Source organism: Saccharopolyspora sp. ASAGF58, from assembly GCF_012277335.1.
GTDB lineage: Bacteria > Actinomycetota > Actinomycetes > Mycobacteriales > Pseudonocardiaceae > Saccharopolyspora > Saccharopolyspora hattusasensis.
Genome location: NZ_CP040605.1, coordinates 3,692,150 through 3,711,198, shown reverse-complemented (window position 1 = coordinate 3,711,198; position 19,049 = coordinate 3,692,150). Strand labels below are relative to the sequence as shown.

19 protein-coding genes are annotated in these 19,049 nt (G+C 70.4%); 9 read left to right on the top strand and 10 right to left on the bottom strand.

The features are described 5' to 3' along the window. Positions 1-307 precede the first annotated feature (307 nt). The 4 genes from FDZ84_RS17740 to FDZ84_RS17725 are packed head-to-tail and all read right to left on the bottom strand — an operon-like array spanning position 308 to position 2,982. The gene (locus tag FDZ84_RS17740; RefSeq protein ID WP_246869073.1) at positions 308-760 is read right to left on the bottom strand and encodes a GNAT family N-acetyltransferase; all 453 of its coding nucleotides are present in this window, start codon (positions 758-760) and stop codon (positions 308-310) included. A 49-nt stretch (positions 761-809) separates the two neighbouring features. Continuing rightward, positions 810-1,580, bottom strand: a complete 771-nt coding sequence (locus FDZ84_RS17735) for an MBL fold metallo-hydrolase (RefSeq protein WP_168586825.1) — start codon at positions 1,578-1,580, stop codon at positions 810-812. Next, positions 1,577-2,392: a glutamate racemase gene (murI, locus tag FDZ84_RS17730; RefSeq protein WP_168586824.1), complete on the bottom strand. Its 816-nt coding sequence runs from the start codon at positions 2,390-2,392 to the stop codon at positions 1,577-1,579. Before murI ends, FDZ84_RS17735 begins: the two co-directional genes overlap by 4 nt. Beyond that, a complete protein-coding gene (locus FDZ84_RS17725) occupies positions 2,389-2,982 on the bottom strand; it encodes a rhomboid family intramembrane serine protease (RefSeq protein WP_168586823.1) in 594 nt (197 codons plus the stop codon). Before FDZ84_RS17725 ends, murI begins: the two co-directional genes overlap by 4 nt. 189 nt (positions 2,983-3,171) lie before the next feature. Here FDZ84_RS17725 and FDZ84_RS17720 point away from each other — a divergent pair, with 189 nt between their 5' ends. After that, positions 3,172-3,996, top strand: coding sequence for an SMP-30/gluconolactonase/LRE family protein (locus FDZ84_RS17720; protein ID WP_168586822.1), 825 nt, complete (start codon positions 3,172-3,174; stop codon positions 3,994-3,996). Between the two features lie 290 nt (positions 3,997-4,286). After that, positions 4,287-5,123 carry a transposase family protein gene (locus tag FDZ84_RS17715; RefSeq protein WP_168584616.1) on the top strand — a complete coding sequence of 279 codons (837 nt, stop codon included), beginning with the start codon at positions 4,287-4,289 and terminating at the stop codon, positions 5,121-5,123. 107 nt (positions 5,124-5,230) lie between these two features. Here FDZ84_RS17715 and FDZ84_RS17710 read toward each other — a convergent pair whose 3' ends face one another. From FDZ84_RS17710 to FDZ84_RS17695, 4 genes are all read right to left on the bottom strand, one after another. Then, complete coding sequence (locus FDZ84_RS17710; protein ID WP_168586821.1) at positions 5,231-6,181, bottom strand: PLP-dependent cysteine synthase family protein; 951 nt, start codon at positions 6,179-6,181, stop codon at positions 5,231-5,233. A gap of 204 nt (positions 6,182-6,385) precedes the next feature. Next, positions 6,386-6,664: a MoaD family protein gene (locus FDZ84_RS17705; RefSeq protein WP_168586820.1), complete on the bottom strand. Its 279-nt coding sequence runs from the start codon at positions 6,662-6,664 to the stop codon at positions 6,386-6,388. A 69-nt stretch (positions 6,665-6,733) separates the two neighbouring features. Further along, positions 6,734-7,189, bottom strand: a complete 456-nt coding sequence (locus FDZ84_RS17700) for a M67 family metallopeptidase (RefSeq protein WP_305852035.1) — start codon at positions 7,187-7,189, stop codon at positions 6,734-6,736. Positions 7,190-7,286: 97 nt separating this feature from the next. Continuing rightward, positions 7,287-8,318 (bottom strand): P1 family peptidase, encoded by a 1,032-nt coding sequence (locus FDZ84_RS17695; protein ID WP_168586818.1) that lies wholly within the window; start codon positions 8,316-8,318, stop codon positions 7,287-7,289. Positions 8,319-8,518: 200 nt separating this feature from the next. Between FDZ84_RS17695 and FDZ84_RS17690 the strand changes: the two genes are divergently transcribed. The 4 genes from FDZ84_RS17690 (at position 8,519) to FDZ84_RS17675 (ending at position 12,961) form a co-directional block, all read left to right on the top strand. Beyond that, positions 8,519-9,829, top strand: coding sequence for an MFS transporter (locus FDZ84_RS17690; protein WP_168586817.1), 1,311 nt, complete (start codon positions 8,519-8,521; stop codon positions 9,827-9,829). A 44-nt stretch (positions 9,830-9,873) separates the two neighbouring features. Next, complete coding sequence (locus tag FDZ84_RS17685) at positions 9,874-10,530, top strand: response regulator transcription factor (RefSeq protein WP_168586816.1); 657 nt, start codon at positions 9,874-9,876, stop codon at positions 10,528-10,530. A gap of 149 nt (positions 10,531-10,679) precedes the next feature. Next, complete coding sequence (locus FDZ84_RS17680; RefSeq protein ID WP_168586815.1) at positions 10,680-12,053, top strand: HAMP domain-containing sensor histidine kinase; 1,374 nt, start codon at positions 10,680-10,682, stop codon at positions 12,051-12,053. After that, on the top strand, positions 12,053-12,961 hold the full coding sequence (locus FDZ84_RS17675) for a TAXI family TRAP transporter solute-binding subunit (RefSeq protein ID WP_168586814.1): 909 nt from the start codon (positions 12,053-12,055) through the stop codon (positions 12,959-12,961). Before FDZ84_RS17680 ends, FDZ84_RS17675 begins: the two co-directional genes overlap by 1 nt. A gap of 342 nt (positions 12,962-13,303) precedes the next feature. Here FDZ84_RS17675 and FDZ84_RS17670 read toward each other — a convergent pair whose 3' ends face one another. Continuing rightward, positions 13,304-13,867, bottom strand: a complete 564-nt coding sequence (locus FDZ84_RS17670; protein ID WP_168586813.1) for a DUF2017 domain-containing protein — start codon at positions 13,865-13,867, stop codon at positions 13,304-13,306. Further along, positions 13,868-14,161 (bottom strand): ATP-dependent Clp protease adapter ClpS, encoded by a 294-nt coding sequence (gene clpS / locus FDZ84_RS17665; protein ID WP_168586812.1) that lies wholly within the window; start codon positions 14,159-14,161, stop codon positions 13,868-13,870. 210 nt (positions 14,162-14,371) lie between these two features. Here clpS and FDZ84_RS17660 point away from each other — a divergent pair, with 210 nt between their 5' ends. The 3 genes from FDZ84_RS17660 to FDZ84_RS17650 all read left to right on the top strand — a co-directional run bounded on the left by FDZ84_RS17660 (position 14,372) and on the right by FDZ84_RS17650 (position 18,814). Then, the gene (locus FDZ84_RS17660) at positions 14,372-15,676 is read left to right on the top strand and encodes a nicotinate phosphoribosyltransferase (protein ID WP_168586811.1); all 1,305 of its coding nucleotides are present in this window, start codon (positions 14,372-14,374) and stop codon (positions 15,674-15,676) included. 66 nt (positions 15,677-15,742) lie between these two features. Beyond that, positions 15,743-16,312, top strand: coding sequence for a nicotinamidase (locus tag FDZ84_RS17655; RefSeq protein WP_168586810.1), 570 nt, complete (start codon positions 15,743-15,745; stop codon positions 16,310-16,312). Between the two features lie 339 nt (positions 16,313-16,651). Then, the gene (locus FDZ84_RS17650; RefSeq protein ID WP_371812863.1) at positions 16,652-18,814 is read left to right on the top strand and encodes an ATP-dependent DNA helicase; all 2,163 of its coding nucleotides are present in this window, start codon (positions 16,652-16,654) and stop codon (positions 18,812-18,814) included. Positions 18,815-19,049 lie beyond the last annotated feature (235 nt).

Genomic DNA, 19,049 nt, shown 5'->3' with positions numbered 1-19,049 from the left:
GTCCCCGCCCCGCCGACCACCCCTGGCACCCGGCCGGACGAACCGGGCACGCCGCGTCGGCGCGGGACGCCGCACGCAGGACGCCGCACGCGGGACGCCGCACGCAGGACGCCGCACGCAGGACGCCGCACGCAGGACGCCGCACGCAGGACGCCGCACGCAGGACGCCGCACGCAGGACGCCGCACGCAGGACGCCGCACGCGGGATGGCGATTTCGCGCGAAATCGCCGCCTGGCACGCGTGGCGAGCGGCGATTTCGCGCGAAATCGCCGCTCCCAGGTGGGGGCGCCATTCCGCGCGCCAGCTCTACGGTCGCCAGGCGTACCGGATGTCCGGTTCTCGTTCCTCGTTTCGCCGCCCGTCGGTCCGTTCGACCTCGACGAAGCCATGCCGCTCGTAGAACCGCTGCGCCGGGGCGTTGACCTGGAACGTCCACAGGTCCGGTCCGCCGGGTCGGCGCCGCTTGGCCAGGTCCACGAACCTGCCACCCAGGCCACGGCCGCGCCACAACGGTTCGAGGTAGAGCTGGTCCAGCTCCGCGCCGTCGAGCACCAGGAGCCCAACAACCGAGCCCGCGTCGACGGCCACCCAGCATTCGCGTTGCGGCACGACGACACGCGAGAACCAGCGCCGCACCACGTCATCGCCGTGCGCCCGGCGCACGGCCAGCAGCGCTGCGGCAACGGAACGCGGCCACCCGTCGGCCATGTCGAGCGCATCGGCGTCACCGGCACGCCGGAGCACGAGGTGATCGTCCACGACGGCCGAGTCGTCGCAGCGGAGGCGTCGCGACGCAGCCGAATATCCCTCAGATGTCGTACATTCGGTCGGCGACGACGAGCTCGGCGGGGCCGTCGAAGGCGGCCTTCGCCTCGGCGAGGATCGCGTCGCGATCCGCCCACGGCACGATGTGCGTGAGCAGCAGACGGCGGGCCCGGGCCGTCTTCGCCACCTCCGCCGCTTGGCGCCCGGACAGGTGTACGCCGTCCGGCGCGTCCGGGAAGTCCGCCCAGGACGCCTCCGACAGCAGCACGTCGGCGTCCGCGGCGAGTTGGGTCAGCTGCGGGCACGGCCCGGTATCGCCGGTGTAGGCCAGCACCTTGCCCTCGGCCGCCACGCGGAAACCCCACGCCGGGCACAGGTGCGCCATCGGCACCGCCTGCACCTCGAACGGCCCGATGCGCACCGGCTCCGCGGAAATCGGGACGAACTCGAACACATCCGACAGATCGGTCCGGGCGAGCTCGGCGGCGTTCGGCGCGTAGAGGGCGGCGAGCCGCTCCGGCGCGTTCTCGGGAGCGATCACCGGCAACGGGCGCTCGGTCCCGTCGTACGGGGGCTTCGGGTGGTAGCGGCGCAGCACCGCCAGCGCACCGAAATCCGCGCAGTGGTCGGGGTGCAGGTGGCTGAGGAACACCGCGTCGAGCTGGAACGGGTCGATGAACCGCTGCATCGCGCCGAGCGTGCCGTTGCCGAGGTCGAGCGCGATTCGCGTGCCGCCGGACTCCAGCAGGTACCCGGACGACGGCGAATCAGGGCCGGGAAAGCTGCCGGAACAACCGAGGATCGTCAGCTTCATGCGATCGAGCTTGACACGGTCAGCGGCCGAACGGCATCGGCCACGAGTGCCGGGCCGAGGAACCGGGCCGCCATCCGGGCAAACCGGTCCGGTGCGCCGGTGGCGCGGAACTCGTGCTCGGGCACCGCTTCCGGGGCTGCGAGCAGGTCGTTCTCGGTGAGCACCCGCAGCACGTCCTTGGCCGTCTCCTCCGCGCTGGAGACAAGCGTCACCTGATCACCCATCGCGAGCTGCAGCACCCCGGTGAGCATCGGGTAGTGCGTGCAGCCGAGCACCAGGGTGTCGACGTCGGCCTGCTGCAGCGGGTCCAGGTAGCTCTGCGCCAGGCCCAGGATCTGGCGGCCGCTGGTGATGCCGCGCTCGACGAAGTCCACGAAGCGCGGGCATGCCACCGTGGTGACCGTGATGCCCGGGGCGACGTTGAAAGCGTCGTCGTAGGCGCGGGACGTGATGGTGGCCTTGGTGCCGATCACGCCGATCCGCCCATTGCGGGTGGTCGCCACCGCTCGCCGCGCCGCGGGCAGGACCACTTCGACCACCGGGATCTGGTAGCGCTCCCGGGCGTCGCGCAGGCACGCCGCCGACGCGGAGTTGCAGGCGAGCACCAGCATCTTCACGCCCTCGTCCACCAGCGAGTCGGTGATCGCGAGGGTTCGCGCGCGGATCTCCGCCAGCGGCATCGGACCGTACGGCGCGTTGGCCGTGTCGCCGACGTAATGCAGCCTTTCGGCAGGCAGTTGGTCCATGATCGCGCGGGTCACGGTCAGCCCGCCGACGCCGGAGTCGAAGATCCCGATCGGTGCGTCAGTCACCCGGCCAGTTTGCCAGTCTCGGATCCCGCGGCCTGCCCGCGCGTGCTGCGCGCCACCAGCCAGGCCGCGAGCACCCCGCCCAGCGCGCCGAACAGGTGCCCCTCCCAGGAGATCCCGACCTGGCCGGGCAGCACCCCCCACAACATGCCGCCCCAGTAGAAGAACAGCACGACAGCGACCAGGATCTGCGCGAAGCTGCGCTGGAAGAAGCCGCGCAGCAGCAGGAACACCATCCAGCCGAAGATCACCCCGGACGCGCCTATGTGCACGCCGGGCGCCCCGATCAGCCAGGTGCCGACGCCGCCGACGATCCAGACCGTCGCGGTCACCGCGACGAACTGCCGCAGCCCACCGGCCAGCACCAACCAGCCGAGCACCAGCAGCGGCAGCGTGTTGGCCCATAGGTGCCCCCAGCCGGCGTGCAGCAGCGGCGCCCACAGGATGCCGTCCAGGCCGCTGACGTCGCGCGGCGCGATGCCGTTGGCCTCGAGATCCGCCGCGGGGTCGGCGACGTCGAAGAGCTCGATGCCGTAGAGCACCGCGACGGCGACCAGCATGCCCACCGCGGCGCCTAGCGGATTCTGGGGCATCACTCGCGCCCGGCGGCGTTCAGGCAGTCGGTTCACACCAATGAGGCTACGCGGCGGAGACCCCGCTGGTCTCCGGGATGACCCTGAGTTTCGCCTCCGCCAGCACTTCATTCGGGGCGAACCATGATCAACATCGGCTTCCCCGGTAAGGTTCCCGATCGTTGTGCTTCTTACCCGGAAAGGTGACCTGTGAAGGTCGACATCGCGGTACCGGCGGAGGCTCGGTCCGGACAGGCACCAACCTGGGACGTCGGAACCGACACGCTGCTCTGGACCGATGCGCCCGCCCACACCGCGCACCGCTACGTCCCCGGGCACACCGATCACGTGATGGGGCTGCCGCAGCAGGTCGGCGCCGCGAAACCGCGCAGCCGCGGCGGGCTGCTGCTGCACCTGGCCGAAGGCATCGCCCTGTTCGACGCCGGCGGTGCGCAGCGCACGTGGCTGGTCTACTGGGCCCGCGACGACATCCGGGCCGGAGCGACCATGATCGACCGCAAGGGCCGGTTGTGGGCGACGACGGTGGGCGAAGGCGGCTGGCTGGCCCGCGTGACCGCGGACGGCGCGGCGAACATCGCGGTGCCGGGCCTGGTCGCCGGATACGGCATCGGTTGGAGCCCGGACGACACCCGGATGTACCTGTCGGACGGCGCGGCGCGGCGCATCGACGTGCTGGACTTCGACCTCGTCGCCGGTGCGGCCGGCAACCGCCGGGCGCTCGTCGACGTCGACGGCGAACCGGGCGGGCTGTGCATCGACGACGCGGGCCGGGTCTGGGTCGCGGTGCGCGACCGGGGCGAAATCCGCTGCTACACCCCGGAAGGCGAGCTGGAGCAGACGATCCCGCTGCCGGCCCGATGCCCGACGGACTGCTGCTTCGGCGGCCCGGACCTGACGGACCTGTACGTCACCACGGCCCGCGACGGCCTACTGGACCCGACCGAAGCGGACGGAGCCCTGCTGGTCCTCCCCAACATCGGCACCGGAAACCGCCCTTACTCCTTCACCGGCTGACGCCCCCGCCCGACTTCGTGCACCGCAATTTCCATTGAAATGGAAGGACCGATTTCCATTATTGAAATTGCGGAATTTCCACAGGGTCCGGTGTGTCGTGACCCGACATGCCGGTGGATGTGGACAACTTCTTCAATTTCAATGAGGTGATCTCAGTAAGAAGTCTCTGGAGGGCGGCCTGCCGGAATGGGTGTGTGATCGGGTAGGGCTGGCCCGGGGAGAGTGGGACGTGGGGTCCCTGGTAGAAGAAGTTCGACCAAGAAAGGATCTTCGACCAGGGAGGGCCCCACGTGGTCACGTATTCTGCCAAACTCGATGTTCCCCGTGAACTGGTGGTCTTCCTCAGCCGGCTGTTGGCCGGTGAACGCCGCCGGAAAGGGACCCGCAAGGGGCGCCGGGCGTTGACCACGTTCTGGCAGGCTGTGCTGGTCCTGCGGTGGTTCCGGGACGATACCGACATCACCAAACTGGCTCGCGATCACGGTGTCGCCCGTGCCACCGGCTACCGGTATGTCGACGAGGGCATCAAGGCACTGGCCGCGCAGGCCCCGGATCTGCACGACGCCCTGCAACGGGCCAAAGACAACGGCGACGCCTATCTGATCCTGGACGGCAAAAACTTCTCCTCCGACCGTCTCGGCGAAAAGACCACCAGCGCCAAAGGCGCCGAGATCGACCTGTGGTACTCCGGGAAAACCCGCGAACAAGCCGGCAACATCCAAGCACTGACAGACCCGGACGGGTTCCCGCTGTGGGCCTCCGACGTCGAGCCCGGGTCCATCCACGACATCACCGCCGCTGAAAACCACGTCCTCGGCGCCCTGTACTGGGCTTACTCCCAGCTCAACCTACCCACCCTGGCCGACGGCGGCTACCAGGGTGCCGGAGCCGGGGTCCTCACCCCGATCAAACGCCCCAAAACCAGCAAAGGCCGCCCACTCGACGTCGACAACCAGACCTACAACAAACTGCTGCGCGGCCTGCGCGCCCTCGGCGAACGTGGATTCGCCCTGCTCACCGGCCGTTGGCGCGTCCTACGACACTTCACCACCAGCCCCCGCAAAATCGGCCTCATCGTCAAAGCCGCACTCGTACTCACCCAATTCGAACACGGCCGACTCGCATAACCCCCTACTGAGATCAATTCAATGGAAATCAGAGGTCTGATTTCCATTGAAATTGCGGACCGGGAGGTGCCCTTCAGGCGTCAGCGCTCGGTGTCGCCGGGGCCGGGTCACGCCCAGAGTTGGCCTTCGAGGCGTTGGGCCGCTTCGTCGATGGTGCCGCTGTAGGCACCCGTCGACAGGTACTTCCAGCCCGCGTCCGCCACGATGAACGCGATGTCGGCCGACTCACCGTCCGCCGCCGCCTTCTCCGCGATGGTCAGCGCCGCGTGCAGCACGCCGCCGGTGGAGATGCCTGCGAAGATGCCTTCGCTCTCCAGCAGCTGGCGGGTCCGGCGCAACGCGTCGTAGGAACCGACGGAGAACCGGCGGGTCAGCACGTCCGGGTCGTAAAGCTCCGGCACGAACCCCTCGTCGAGGTTGCGCAGGCCGTAGACCAGCTCGCCGTAGCGCGGTTCGGCCGCCACCACCTGCACGCCCGGCTTCTGCTGGCGCAGGTAGCGGCCCACCCCGACCAGGGTGCCGGTGGTGCCCAGCCCGGCCACGAAGTGCGTGACGGTCGGCAGGTCCCGCAGGATCTCCGGGCCGGTCGTGCGGAAGTGCGCGTCGGCGTTGGCCGGGTTGCCGTACTGGTAGAGCATCACCCAGTCCGGGTTCTGCTGGGCCAGTTCCTTGGCCACCGCGACCGCCTGGTTCGACCCACCAGCCGCGGGCGAGGAGATGATCCGCGCCCCGTAGGCCTGCAGCAGCTGCCGGCGCTCCTCCGAGGTGTTCTCCGGCATCACGCAGACCAGGCCGTAGCCCTTGAGCTTGGCGGCCATGGCCAGCGAGATCCCGGTGTTGCCGGAGGTCGGCTCCAGGATCGTGCAGCCGTGGGTGAGCCGGCCTTCCTTCTCGGCCGCCTCGATCATGGCCAGCGCCGCCCGGTCCTTGATCGAACCGGTCGGGTTGCGGTCCTCCAGCTTGGCCCACAGCCGGACGTCCGGTGCCGGCGACAGGTGCGGCAACCCCACCAGCGGGGTGTCACCGAGCGCGTCCAGCAACGAGTCGTAACGAGCCACGGTGCGCCTCCTCCTTGCCCTCTACCTGCAGAGGATGTCTTCTGTTTTTCAAGCGGCTGTTTCCAAGCGGCGCAGTTTTCCAAGCGGCGCTTGGCCCACCTCGCGATCGGCACCGCCACGTATCCGGCATGCCGCCCGGAATCGAGAAGGCGTCTGAGGTTCCGCCACCGGCCCCGCTTCGCGAAGCGGGGGCGCGGAGGGCGCTTAGCGCATGCCGCCGGCGACGGCGGGCAGGATCGTGACGCTGTCGCCGTCGGCGACCTTGGCTTCCAGACCGCCGGCGAAGCGGACGTCCTCGTCGTTGACGTAGACGTTGACGAAGCGGTGCAGATTGCCTTCCTTGACCAGTCGGTCCTTCAAGCCGTTGAAGTTGGTGTCGAGGTCGTTGATCACCTCGGCCACGGTGTTGCCCGAGGCCTCGACGGACTTCTGGCCACCGGTGTGGGTGCGCAGGATGGTCGGGATCGAAACGTTGATTGCCATGGGGAACCTCCTGTCCACGAAGGACTTTCGTTGGGAACGGGACGCGAACACGGGTGGGCGAGCCGCGGCTCAGTCGAGGTCTGGAACCTCGTCGGCACCGGTGTGGGCGAACATGTACGACTCCACGACCTCCACCGGCTCTTCGGTCACCTGACCGTCGAGGATCCGGTAGGAACGCAGCTCATGGGTCTTCGGGTCCCGGGTAGACACGAGCACGTAGTGCGCGTTGGGCTCCGAGGCGTAGGAGACGTCGGTGCGCGATGGGTAGGCCTCGGTCGAGGTGTGCGAGTGGTAGATGACCACCGGTTCCTCGCCGCCTGCGTCCATCTCGCGCCACACCTTCAGCTGTTCACCGGAGTCGAACCGGTAGAAGGTGGGCGAGCGCTCGGCGTTGATCATCTCGATCAGGCGCGTCGGGCGGTCCGACCCTTCCGGGCCGGCAATCACGCCGCACGCCTCGTCCGGGTGGTCCCGTCGGGCATGCGCGACCATCGCATCGACCAGGTCGCGTCGGATCACCAGCACAGCAACCATCCTAGTAGGTGAGGCACCGGTCTCCCACGATGTGGAAAATTCTTGCACCGGTGCGGCTTCGTCGGCCGAAACGCAGGTACACGATGATTCATTCCCGCGCCGAGGGGTAGAGCCGCGTGTAGGAAGTCACCTCATCGACCGGATCCGCGGCCAGCACGCCGCGCACGATCGCCCGCGCCACGACATCCGCGGCGACCGCGCACACCGCGTCCAGTCGCGCCGCCCAGTCCTGCTCCCCCGGCGCGGGCAGGGCGGCTCCGGTGCCGGTGGCCAGCGCGAACATCGTGTCGCCGTCGACCAGCAGGTGCGCGGGCCGGACCGCGCGGGCCAGCCCGTCCTGCGCGGCGACCGCCAGCCGCCGGCACTCGGCCTTGGACAGCTCCAGGTCGGTGGCGACCACGCCGATCGTGGTGTTGAGCGGCCGGTCGGTCGGGCCGTGCCGGCCCGGGCGCTTGCCGAACAGCCGCCGACCCGCCTCGACCTCGGCGGGGTCGGGCGCGCGGAGCCCGGGCGTCGGGATCCACGGCAGCCCGGTGTCCGGATCGATCGCCGACCCCGCGGCGTTGACCGCCACCAGGGCGCCGACGGTGGTGCCGTCGTCCAGCACGGCGCTGGCCGTGCCGATGCCGCCCTTGACGGTCCCGACCACGGCGCCGGTGCCCGCGCCGACGTTGCCCTCCCGGGTCTCGGTGCGGCTCGCGTTCTCGCAGGCCCGGTGGCCGAAGCCGGCGTCGGGCCGGTTGCCCCAGTCGCCCATCGGGACGTCGAAGATCACCGCGCCCGGCACCACCGGGACCACGTGCTTCGGGTCGGGACCGACCCGCACGCCGTGCCCCCGATCGCCGAGCCAGCGCATCACCCCGTCGGCCGCCGCGAGGCCGTAGGCGCTGCCGCCGCTGAGGACGATGCCGTGCACCTTCTGCACCAGGTGGCTCGGTTCGAGCACGTCCGTTTCCCTGGTTCCCGGGCCGCCGCCGCGGACGTCCACCGCCGCCGTCGCCCCGTCCGGCACCAGGACCACGCTGGTGCCGGTCGCCCAGTGCTCGTCGAGCCGCTGCTCGTGCCCGACCCGCACACCGTCGACGTCGACGATCGCATCGAGCGCTCCCGACCGGGTCATCCGGCAGGCTCCTCTCCTTCGGGGTCGTGGGTGTTTCGGGCAGCCGTGACAGCCCAAAAGTACTCACGAGGCACGTACCAACCGCACATCGTCGTCATTCACGCTGGCATCACGTTAACCAGACGTAAAGGAAGCGCCGCCGTTCTTGTTGTCGCCCCGCCGCGTCCGCACTGTGAGTCCGTTCACTATGAGGAGGATGGATGTCAACTGAGGTGCACAGCCGCGACGATGCGGCTCGCTCCGGCGGCGAGCGCAGGGTGGTCGCCAACGTCATTCGCGGCTCGATCGGCAACTTGATCGAGTGGTACGACTGGTACGCCTACACCGCGTTCAGCGTGTACTTCGCGGCGGCGTTCTTCCCGAAGGGCGACCTGACCGCCCAACTGCTCAACACTGCGGCCGTGTTCGCCGTCGGCTTCCTGATGCGCCCCCTCGGCGGCTGGCTGCTCGGCCGCTACGCGGACCGCTTCGGCCGCCGTGCCGCGCTGACCTTCTCGGTAACGCTGATGGCCTGCGGCTCGCTGCTGATCGCGCTGACCCCGGGCTACAACACCATCGGCCTCGCCGCCCCGCTGATGCTGGTGCTCGCCCGGTTGGTGCAGGGACTCTCCGTCGGCGGCGAGTACGCGACGTCGGCGACGTACCTGTCCGAGGTCGCCTCCGCGGGCAAGCGCGGCTTCTACTCCAGCTTCCAGTATGTGACGCTCGTCGCCGGACAGCTCACCGCGCTGGGCGTGCAGATCGTGCTGCTCCAGGTGCTCAGCAATGACCAGATGGAGTCGTGGGGCTGGCGGATCCCGTTCGTGATCGGCGCGGTCGGCGCGTTGATCGTGATGTGGCTGCGCCGGGGCATGGACGAAACCGATAGCTACAAGGCCGCCGCAGGGGGCACCGAGTCGCGCGGCACCTTGAAGGCGCTGCTGCAGTACCCCAAGGAGTGCCTGCTCGTCGTCGGGCTGACCCTCGGCGGCACCGTGGCGTTCTACACCTACACGACGTACCTGCAGAAGTACATGGTGGCCACCTCGGGCATCGAGAAGGGCACCGTCGCCTGGATCAACTTCCTGGCGCTGCTGGTGTTCCTGTGCCTGCAGCCGCTGGCGGGCGCGCTGTCGGACCGCATCGGCCGCCGCTCGCTGCTGCTGGCCTTCGGGGTCGGTGGCACCGTGCTGACCGTGCCGATCATGACGCTGCTCGGCTCGACCAAGAACCCGGTGGCTGCGTTCGGGCTGATGTTGGCCGGTCTGGTGATCGTCACCGGCTACACCTCGATCAACGCGATCGTGAAGGCAGAACTGTTCCCGGCCAACATCCGCGCGCTCGGCGTCGGCCTGCCGTACGCGCTGACGGTGGCGATCTTCGGCGGCTGGTCGGAGCCCCTCGCGCTGTGGCTGAAGCAGGCTGGCGTGGAGCAGGCGTACTTCTGGTACGTCTCGGGCTGCGTGCTGATCTCGCTTCTGGTGTACCTGCGGATGCGCGAGACCTCGAAGGACTCCCACCTCGACCGGTGACCCGGCGCATGGCCGTACTCTGAGCGGGGTTTCGGAGGTGGCCGGTGCGCGTGCTTCTCGTCGAGGACGACGACGGCGTCGCGAACGCGCTCGTCGAAGTCCTCGCCGCGCACGGCCACCGGCCCACCCGGGTGTCCCGCGGCGCCGACGCGCTGACCCGCCACCGGGAGCACGACCTGGTGCTGCTCGACCTGGGCCTGCCGGACGCCGACGGCCTCGACGTGCTGCGGAAGCTCCGCCGGATCGGGCCGATCCCGGTGGTGGTGCTGACCGCTCGCGGCGAGGAGCGCATGATCGTCCGCGGCCTGCGCTCCGGCGCGGACGACTACCTGGTCAAGCCGGTGCGGATGGCGGAGCTGCTGGCCCGGATCGAGGCGGTGGCCCGGCGCGCTCGCCTGCCGGGCGCGGCCGCCGACGAGGTCCAGGTCGGCGACGTTTACGTCGAACTGCGGACCCGCCGGGTGCGGGTCGACGGCCGCGATGTGGAGCTGACGCCGAAGGAGTTCGACGTGCTCGCGGTGCTGGCGGGCGAGGCGGGCAGCGCGGTCAGCAGGCAACGCCTGATGGACGAGGTCTGGGGCGACGCCTACCTGGCGGTTTCCCGATCCCTGGACGTGCACATCGCGCAGCTGCGCGCCAAACTCGCCCGCCCCGAACTGCTGGTGACGATCCGCGGATTCGGCTACCGCTTCGGGGACTGAAACCGCTGCTCACAAGGGCCGTGAGACTTTTGGGCAGCGATGGCGACCCAACAGACTCACGGCCCGGACCTGCGGAAATCGCGGCTCGGTCCAGTCGGCACGGAAAGTACGGTTGACCAAGTGGAATCTCCTGGACGGCGTGGGGGCTGATGCGCAAGCGACTGTTGTTGGTGCTGCTCACCTTCTCGGTCCTCGCGGTCGCCGGGTTCGCCGCTCCGCTGCTGCGCGCCACCGCCGCGGAGCGGACGCAGCAGCTGGTGCTGGCCCGCACCGCCGACCTGGACCGGTTCGCCGCGCTCGCCGACCACGCCTTCAGCGCCGGCGACACCACCCAGCTGATCGCCGAGGCCGGCCGCTACACCGAGCTCTACGGCGAGCCGCTCGTGGTGGTCGACGCGAACCGCGCGCCGGTGGTGGAAACCGGCGGGATGCGCGCCGCCGAGGTGGCCGATTCGATCGACAAGGCGCTGCGTAACGAGCTGGCGGGGCCGGTGCCGTGGCTCCGGCCGTGGTCCGGGGGGGAGCTGGTGCGGTACCGGCCGGTCGGCGACGGCATGCGAGTGACCGGTGCGATCGTCCTGCGCGCCTCGGTGCAGCACGCGACGCAGGACATCGCCGGGCGGTGGGCGCTGATCGCGGCGGGCGCGCTGAGCGCGCTGGCGGTGTGCGGGGTGCTGGCGCTGGTGCTGGGCCGGTGGATCCTGCGGCCGCTGGCGGAGCTGCGGGCCGGGGTGCGCGCGGTGGGCGCCGGTTCGCGCCGCTCGCGGGTGCCGGAGGACGCCGGCCCGCCGGAGCTGCGGGGACTGGCGGTGTCGTTCAACCGGATGTCGGAGGCGGTCGCGGACGCCGAGGAGCAGCAGCGGCGGCTCGTCGCGGACGCGTCGCACCAGCTGCGCAACCCGATGGCCGCGCTGCGCCTGCGGGTCGACGCGCTGGAACGGCGGATCATGCCGGAAGGTACCCAGACCTACCGGTCGACGCTGGACGAGGTGGACCGCTTGGAGTCGCTGTTGGACCGGCTGCTGGACCTGGCCACCGCCGACCGCGAACCCGCGGAGTCCGCAGTGGAACCCTGCGAGGCGGACATCGTGGTGGCCGACCGGATCGAGGCGTGGCGATCCGCCGCCGAGGCGGCCGGGATCCGGTTAGCAGAGGCCCGGCTGGACCCAACCGAGGCGGACCTCCCGGCGGACGACCTCGCCCAAGTCCTCGACATCCTGCTGGACAACGCCATCAAGTACGCCGGACAGGGGGCGACCGTGTCGGTGACCTGCGAGGCCGGCCCCGGCAGCTGCGCGCTCACCGTCAGCGACACCGGCCCGGGGCTGTCCGGCAAGGAGATATCCCTCGCCGCGCGGCGCTTCTGGCGCGCCGGACGGCATCGCGGCAGTCGCGGTTCCGGGCTCGGGCTGGCGATCGCCGACCGCCTGGTGACGGCTCGCGGTGGCTCGCTGCGCATCGAACCCGCCCAGCCGCACGGCCTGTCGGTTCGACTGGAACTGCCGTCTCGGGAGGACGCGTGATGCGCCGCCGAACCCTGCTCGCGCTCGCCGGCACCGGGCTGCTCAGCGCCTGCACCGGGCAGACGCCCGAGCGAACGCTCCGCATCGCCGCCGGCGAGCCCGGCGGGTTCTACACCGCCTTCGCCAGGCAGCTGGCCGCCGAGGTGCCGGCAACCGTGCCGGGCCTGCGGATGACGGTGTCGAGCAGCCAGGGCAGCGTCGCGAACGTCGAATTGTTGCGCGACGGGCAGGCCGATCTCGGCATGGTGCTCTCCCACACCGCCGCGGCGGCGCAGAACGGAGACCTCGGCCCGCGGATTCCGCTGCGCGCCTTGGGCCGGGTTTACGAGAACTACACGCAGCTGGTCGTGCTGGCCGACAGCCCCGTGCACAGCATCGATGAGCTGGCCGGACGCAGGGTTTCGATCGGTGCCCCGAAGTCCGGTACCGCGATGCTCGGGGCCCACCTGCTCGCGAAGCACCGCGGGGTGCACAGCGAAGCGCTGCCGCTCGAAGACGCGATCGCGGCGTTGGAGCGCAGGCGGATCGACGCGATGCTGTGGTCCGGCGGCCTGCCGACGCCGGTGCTCAAGACGCTCGACGACCGGGTCGGTATCCGCCTGCTGCCGCTGGACACGACGGCGGCCGGCTGCGGTCCGATGTGCGAGCCGGTCGTGGTGCCGCCCCGCGCTTACCGGCACACCGCCGGAGTCCCCACGGTCGGGGTGCCCAACATCCTGGCTTGCACCCCGGAACTTCCCGTGGACCTGGCCGAAGCGGTGGTCCGGATCCTGGTGCTCCGCGCGCCGTTCCTGGTCCCGCAGGAAACGGTGGGCACCCAGTTCCTGGACGTCCGCAACCTGATCGGTACCGGCGCGGTACCGCTGCACCCCGGCGCCGAACGCGCCTACCGCGACCTCCACGGCTGAATGCTGGTGTTCCAAACTCGTTTTCCGTGGCGGCGCGGGTAGCGCCCACGTCGAGCGGAAGGAGCGAACGGACCGTTCGTGCCGTCTCTATCGGCGTGAACAGTCCGTTCGCTCCGCCCCGCAATTTGAGAGCCTGTCGGCGAATGCCGTCCGCGCCTTTGGAAGCGGCGCAGCCGCTTGCATTCACCTTGCCAAGACGACCATCGGCGGGTTCTGAGAGGTTTTCTGGCGATTGGACATACATCAGGAGGGGCACCCGCAGTCCAGGGAACCTCTCAGGTTCCGCTAAGCGACCACCCACCCAGACCATCCACCAACAGGCTCTAAGTCTGGATTACCTTTTCAGGCCACCAAAGCGCCGACGAGGCTGTCTTGGACCCAGGTGAGCCACTGGTACACGCCCAGGTGCTCGCGGCGCATGTCGTCGTCGGGCGGCTCGTCCGGCATGTCCTCCGCCACGTCCAGCGCCGTGCCCAGCGCCAGCCGGACGTCATTGAGCGCCGCCAGCCAGCCATCGGCCTGCTCGCCGGTCAGCTTGATCCGGCCGCCCTGAGGTGGGCAGGTCTCCAGCACCAGCGCGGCCACCCCGGTCTTGGCCTCCAGCAGCCCCGGCTCGTGCAGCGACCGCATCGCCCCGGCCGCGTCCGACTCTTCCTCGTCGGTCTCGCCGGTGATCGGGTCGCGCCGGTAGAAGTCCGGTAGGAGCCGCGCCAGCACGCGGTCCTCGGGCGGCGTCGTCGGCCCGGTGCGGATGCCGGTCAGCTCTGCCAGCTCGTCCTTCGGCGCCTCGTCGGACCGGGCGGCGAGCATGTCCTTGATCTGCCCCACCAGACCCCGGATGACCGCGGCTTCCTGCTGCGACAGCTCGGCCTGCACGTGACCGTTCTTGCGGGTCCAGCCTTCCACTCAGGAATCCTTCTGCATCGTCGCCCACAGGCCGGCGGCGTGCAGCTTCGCCACGTCGCCCTCGACCTTCTCCTTGGAGCCCGAGGACACCACCGCCTTGCCCTTGTGGTGCACGTCCAGCATCAACTTCGTCGCGTGATCCCGGGTGTAGCCGAAGATCTTCTGGAGCACATAGGTCACGTAGGACATCAGGTTGACCGGGTCGTTCCACACCACGGTCACCCACGGCTTGTCCTCGGTACCGAATGCGTCCGGTTCGAGTTGCGCGCGCTCGATTTCAGCGGGCGAGGTCATGCCTCCATCGTCGCACGCTGCCGTCACAGCAGTGTCGACCGCACGGGCAAACCCGACACACGCACTGGATTTGCGCCACTTCCGCCACCCGGCACCCGTGCGTCCGGCGAGCGGCATTCGACCACGCGCGACTCCGGGAACCCCGAATCCGGTGTTCCTCCAGGTGACCACCCAAGCGCACCCCGGCCGGCACTATTTAGTCTCAGCGGCATGAGCTCTCCGACGGGCAGCACCGCGCTGCTGACGGACCAGTACGAGCTGACGATGCTCGCCAGTGCGCTGCGGGACGGCACCGCGCTCCGCCCGTGCACCTTCGAGGTGTTCACCCGGCGCCTGCCGGACGGCCGGCGCTACGGGGTCACCGGCGGCACCGGCCGGATGCTGGACGCGATCGAGAACTTCCGCTTCGGCGAGCCGGAACTCGAACAGCTTGCCGCCACCCGCGTCGTGGACGACGCGACCCTGGAGTGGCTGCGCGGCTACCAGTTCCAGGGGCAGGTCGACGGCTACCCCGAGGGCGAGCTGTTCTTCCCCGGCTCGCCGCTGCTGACCGTGCGCGGCACGTTCGCCGAGGCCGTGGTGCTGGAGACGCTGATCCTGTCGATCCTCAACCACGACAGCGCGATCGCGGCCGCGGCGGCGCGGATGGTGTCGGCGGCCAACGGTCGCCGGATGATCGAGATGGGCTCGCGGCGCACCCACGAGGAGTCGGCCGTGGCGGCGGCGCGGATCGCCTACCTCGCCGGTTTCACCGCCACCTCGAACCTGGAGGCGGGCCGCCGCTTCGGCATCCCGACCGCGGGCACCGTGGCGCACGCGTTCACCCTGCTGCACGACTCCGAGCGGGCCGCCTTCGAATCCCAGATCGCCTCGCTCGGCACCGACACGACGCTGCTGGTCGACACCTACGACATCACCCGCGGCATCGAGCTGGCGGTGGAGGTCGCCGGGACCGGCCTTGGCGCGGTCCGGATCGACTCCGGCGACGTCGGCGTGCTCGCCCGGCAGGCCCGCGACCAGCTCGACCGGCTCGGCGCGACGGGTACCCGGATCGTCGTCTCCGGCGACCTCGACGAGTACGCCATCGCCTCGCTGCGCGCCGAACCGGTCGACGGCTACGGGGTGGGCACCGCGCTGGTCACCGGCTCCGGCGCGCCAACCGCCGAGATGGTCTACAAGCTGGTGGAGGTCGAGGGCCGCCCGGTCGCGAAGCGGAGCTCACACAAGACGTCGCGCGGCGGCCGCAAGGCGGCGGTGCGGCGGCACAAGGAAACCGGTACGGCAGTGGAGGAGGTCATCTTCCAGATCGCACCGGGCGCCGCCGAGCCGGTGCTCGGGCCGCACGACCGCTTCCTGCAGATCCCGCTGATCCGCGACGGGAAGCGGGTCGACGACGTGCCGACGCTGGAGGACGACCGGCAGCGGCTGCGGCACGCGCTGGTGACCCTGCCGTGGGAGGGGCTCAAGCTCTCGCACGGCGAACCGGCCATTCCGACGGTCTTCCACGAGGCCTGAGCCCGGCGCTTCCCGCGGGGCCCGGTGGCGCTTCAGAATTGCGGTAACGGCGGCGAGGGGGTCGTGATGACCAAGGCTTTGATCATCGTGGACGTGCAGAACGACTTCTGCGAGGGCGGATCGCTCGCGGTGGCCGGCGGCGCGGGCGTGGCGACGGAGATCTCGCGGTACCTCGCGGGGTTCGACCACGACCATGTGGTGGCAACCCGCGACTACCACATCGATCCCGGTGCCCACTTCAGCGACGAGCCGGACTTCGTCCGCTCCTGGCCGCGGCACTGCGTGGCGGGCACCCCCGGCGCGGCGTTCCACCCCGAGCTGGACGTGGGCCCGGTGGAGGCGGTGTTCTCGAAGGGCCAGTACAGCGACGGCTATTCCGGTTTCGAGGGCATCGACTTCCGGGACCGGCCGCTGCGCGACTGGCTCGCCGACCACGGCGTCCGCCGGGTCGACGTCGTGGGCATCGCCACCGACCACTGCGTCCGCGCCACGGCGCTCGACGCGGTCCGATCCGGCCTGGAGACCACGGTGCTGCTGGAGCTGACGGCAGGTGTGTCCCGCGAAACGGTCGACGCGGCGCTGTCGGAGCTGGACTCCGAGGGCGTGAACCTCATCGGCGAACCGGTGGTCCGGTAGCCGCGTTTCCGCTGGCCAGGGACCAGGCGTCGCCATCGGGGAGACCGAGCGAGGGCATGGCCTGGCCGAGCACGCGCTACCTCGGCGTGCGGGGTCACCGGCAGTCGAGGTGCTTGAGGACGAGGCGGGGCAGTTGGTACAGGGCCTGCGGCGAAATCCCGAGGGTCTTCGAAAAAGTCGCGCGACGCTACGAACTTCGCGGAATTGCCTCACCACGATGCTGCAGTCTTTCCCAGACCACGACTGCCCGCCGCGCCCAGGGCGAACCGCGCATGCAGCAGCGCGCGGTTCGCCGGGGCATCGGTGCTCGTGGACAGGGGTGCGCGGTAGTTTCTTCTCGTGCCCACCTCTGTCCCGCGATGGTCCGACCCGGTTGCGTTCGAGCCCGACGAAGCCGACGAGCTGCCACCGGAGATCGCCGCCGACCTCGCCAAGGTGGGCAAGCGGGACGCGCCGGAACTCCCGCTGACCGCCAAGCCCAAAGAGGACATCCCGGACCTCGCGACCCTGATGGAGATCGCGATCGGGGCGGTCGGCGGCGTGCCTCGCGAGGGCCAGGCCCGGATGGCCCAAGCCGTCGAGCACTCCATCGGCTCCGGCGAACACCTGGCCGTGCAGGCCGGCACCGGCACCGGGAAATCGCTGGCGTACCTGGTACCGGCGATCCGGCACGCCGTCGCCGAAGGCGCCTCCGTCGTCGTCTCGACCGCGACCATCGCCCTGCAGCGCCAGCTCGTCGACCGGGATCTCCCCCGGCTGTCCGCCGCGCTCGCCGACGCGATCGGCCGGCCGCCGACGTTCGCGATCCTCAAGGGCCGCCGCAACTACCTGTGCCTGAACCGCGTGCACGGCAACGCTCCCGAAGAGCCCGACGACGGCGCGCTGTTCGACGCCTTCGCCGCGTCCGCGCTGGAGCGGCAGGTCAAGCGGATCCGGGAGTGGGCCACCGAAACCGAGACCGGCGACCGCGACGAGCTCGTGCCCGGCGTCACCGACCAGGCGTGGCGGCAGATGTCGGTCACGGCCAAGGAATGCCTCGGCGTGCACCGCTGCCCAGTGGGCATCGACTGCTTCGCCGAACGCGCCAGGGCCGAGGCCGGGCGCGCGGACATCGTCGTGACGAACCACGCGCTGCTGGCCATCGACGCCCTGGACGACCGGCCGGTGCTTCCCGAGCACGACGTCGTCCTGGTCGACGAGGCGCACGACCTGGTGGACCGGGTTACCTCGGCGGCCACCAGCGAGCTGACGGCGGGCGCGGTGCGGATCGCCGCGCGACGCTGCGGGCGGGCCATCGACGAAGAGGTCGCCGACCGGCTCAACGAGGCCGCCGAGGGGCTCGATCTGGTGCTGCAGTCGGCGAATCCCGGTCGGCTGGAAGAACTCCCGCAGGACCTCGGCGGCGCCCTGACGGTGACCCGCGACGCCGCGTGGGCCTGCATCAACGCCCTCGGCCCGGAACGAAAGGAAGACGCCGAGGGCATTACGGCGCGCAAGCTCGCGCACGCGGTCACCGAAGAGGTCCACGACACCGCGGTCCGGCTGCTGGAGTCCTTCGACGACGAGAAGCAGTTCGACGTCGTGTGGGTGTCGGCTGAGCCGAACCGCCCACCGACCGTGCGGGTCGCGCCGCTGGGGGTCGGCGCGCTGCTGCGAGAACGGCTCTTCGGGCAGCGCACCACGGTCCTGACGTCGGCGACGCTCGCGCTCGGCGGCTCGTTCGACACGCTGGCCCGGCAGTGGGGCCTGCCGCCACAGCAGCAGTCCCAGCCTGTCTCCGGGATGGCCACCGCGAAGGAGGTGCCCTCCGACACCAGCGATCCCAAGTGGACCGGGCTGGACGTGGGTTCTCCGTTCGAACACCAGCGCAGCGGCATCCTCTACATCGCCAAGCACCTGCCGCCGCCGGGCCGCGACGGGCTGCCATCGCAGTACCTGGACGAGCTGACCGAGCTGGTGCAGGCAGCCGGCGGGCGCACGCTCGGGCTGTTCTCGTCGATGCGCGCGGCCAAGCAGGCGTCGGAAGAGCTGCGCGAGCGGCTCAGCACTCCGGTGCTGTGCCAGGGGGACGATTCGACCGCGCTCTTGGTCCGCAGGTTCGCCGAAGACCCGGAGACCTCGCTGTTCGGCACCCTGTCGCTGTGGCAGGGCGTGGACGTGCCCGGCGACTCGCTGCAGCTGGTCGTGATGGACCGGATCCCGTTCCCGCGCCCTGACGATCCGCTCGCCTCGGCCCGGCAGAAAGCGGTGTCCGAACGCGGCGGGAACGGGTTCATCACGGTTGCGGGCACGCACGCCGCCCTGCTGCTGGCGCAGGGCGCCGGCCGGCTGCTGCGCGCGCCGAACGATCGCGGCGTGATCGCGGTGCTGGACCCCAGGCTGGCCACCGCCCGCTACGGCGGTTTCCTGCGCGCCTCGCTGCCGCCGTTCTGGACCACCCACGACCCGGAGGTCGTCCGCGGGGCCCTGCGGCGGCTGTCCTCCGACGCCGCGGAGGTCTAGCGGCGGTCTAGCGGCGCCGCAATTTCCATGGAAATCGGAGGTCGGGAATCGCCGGCCGTCGCTGTCGACATGGTGCGCGACGTGCTGCGCTGGCGCCGCGACGAGGTCATCGCATCGGACTGGACGCCGCGGAGCCCAGCAGACCAGCGGACTCCCACCCCGGCGAAACGCCGAGCCGCCCTGGGCAGCCGGGATCGAGGTGGCTGGTTTGTAGGTGATCGACAACTTGGCGCTG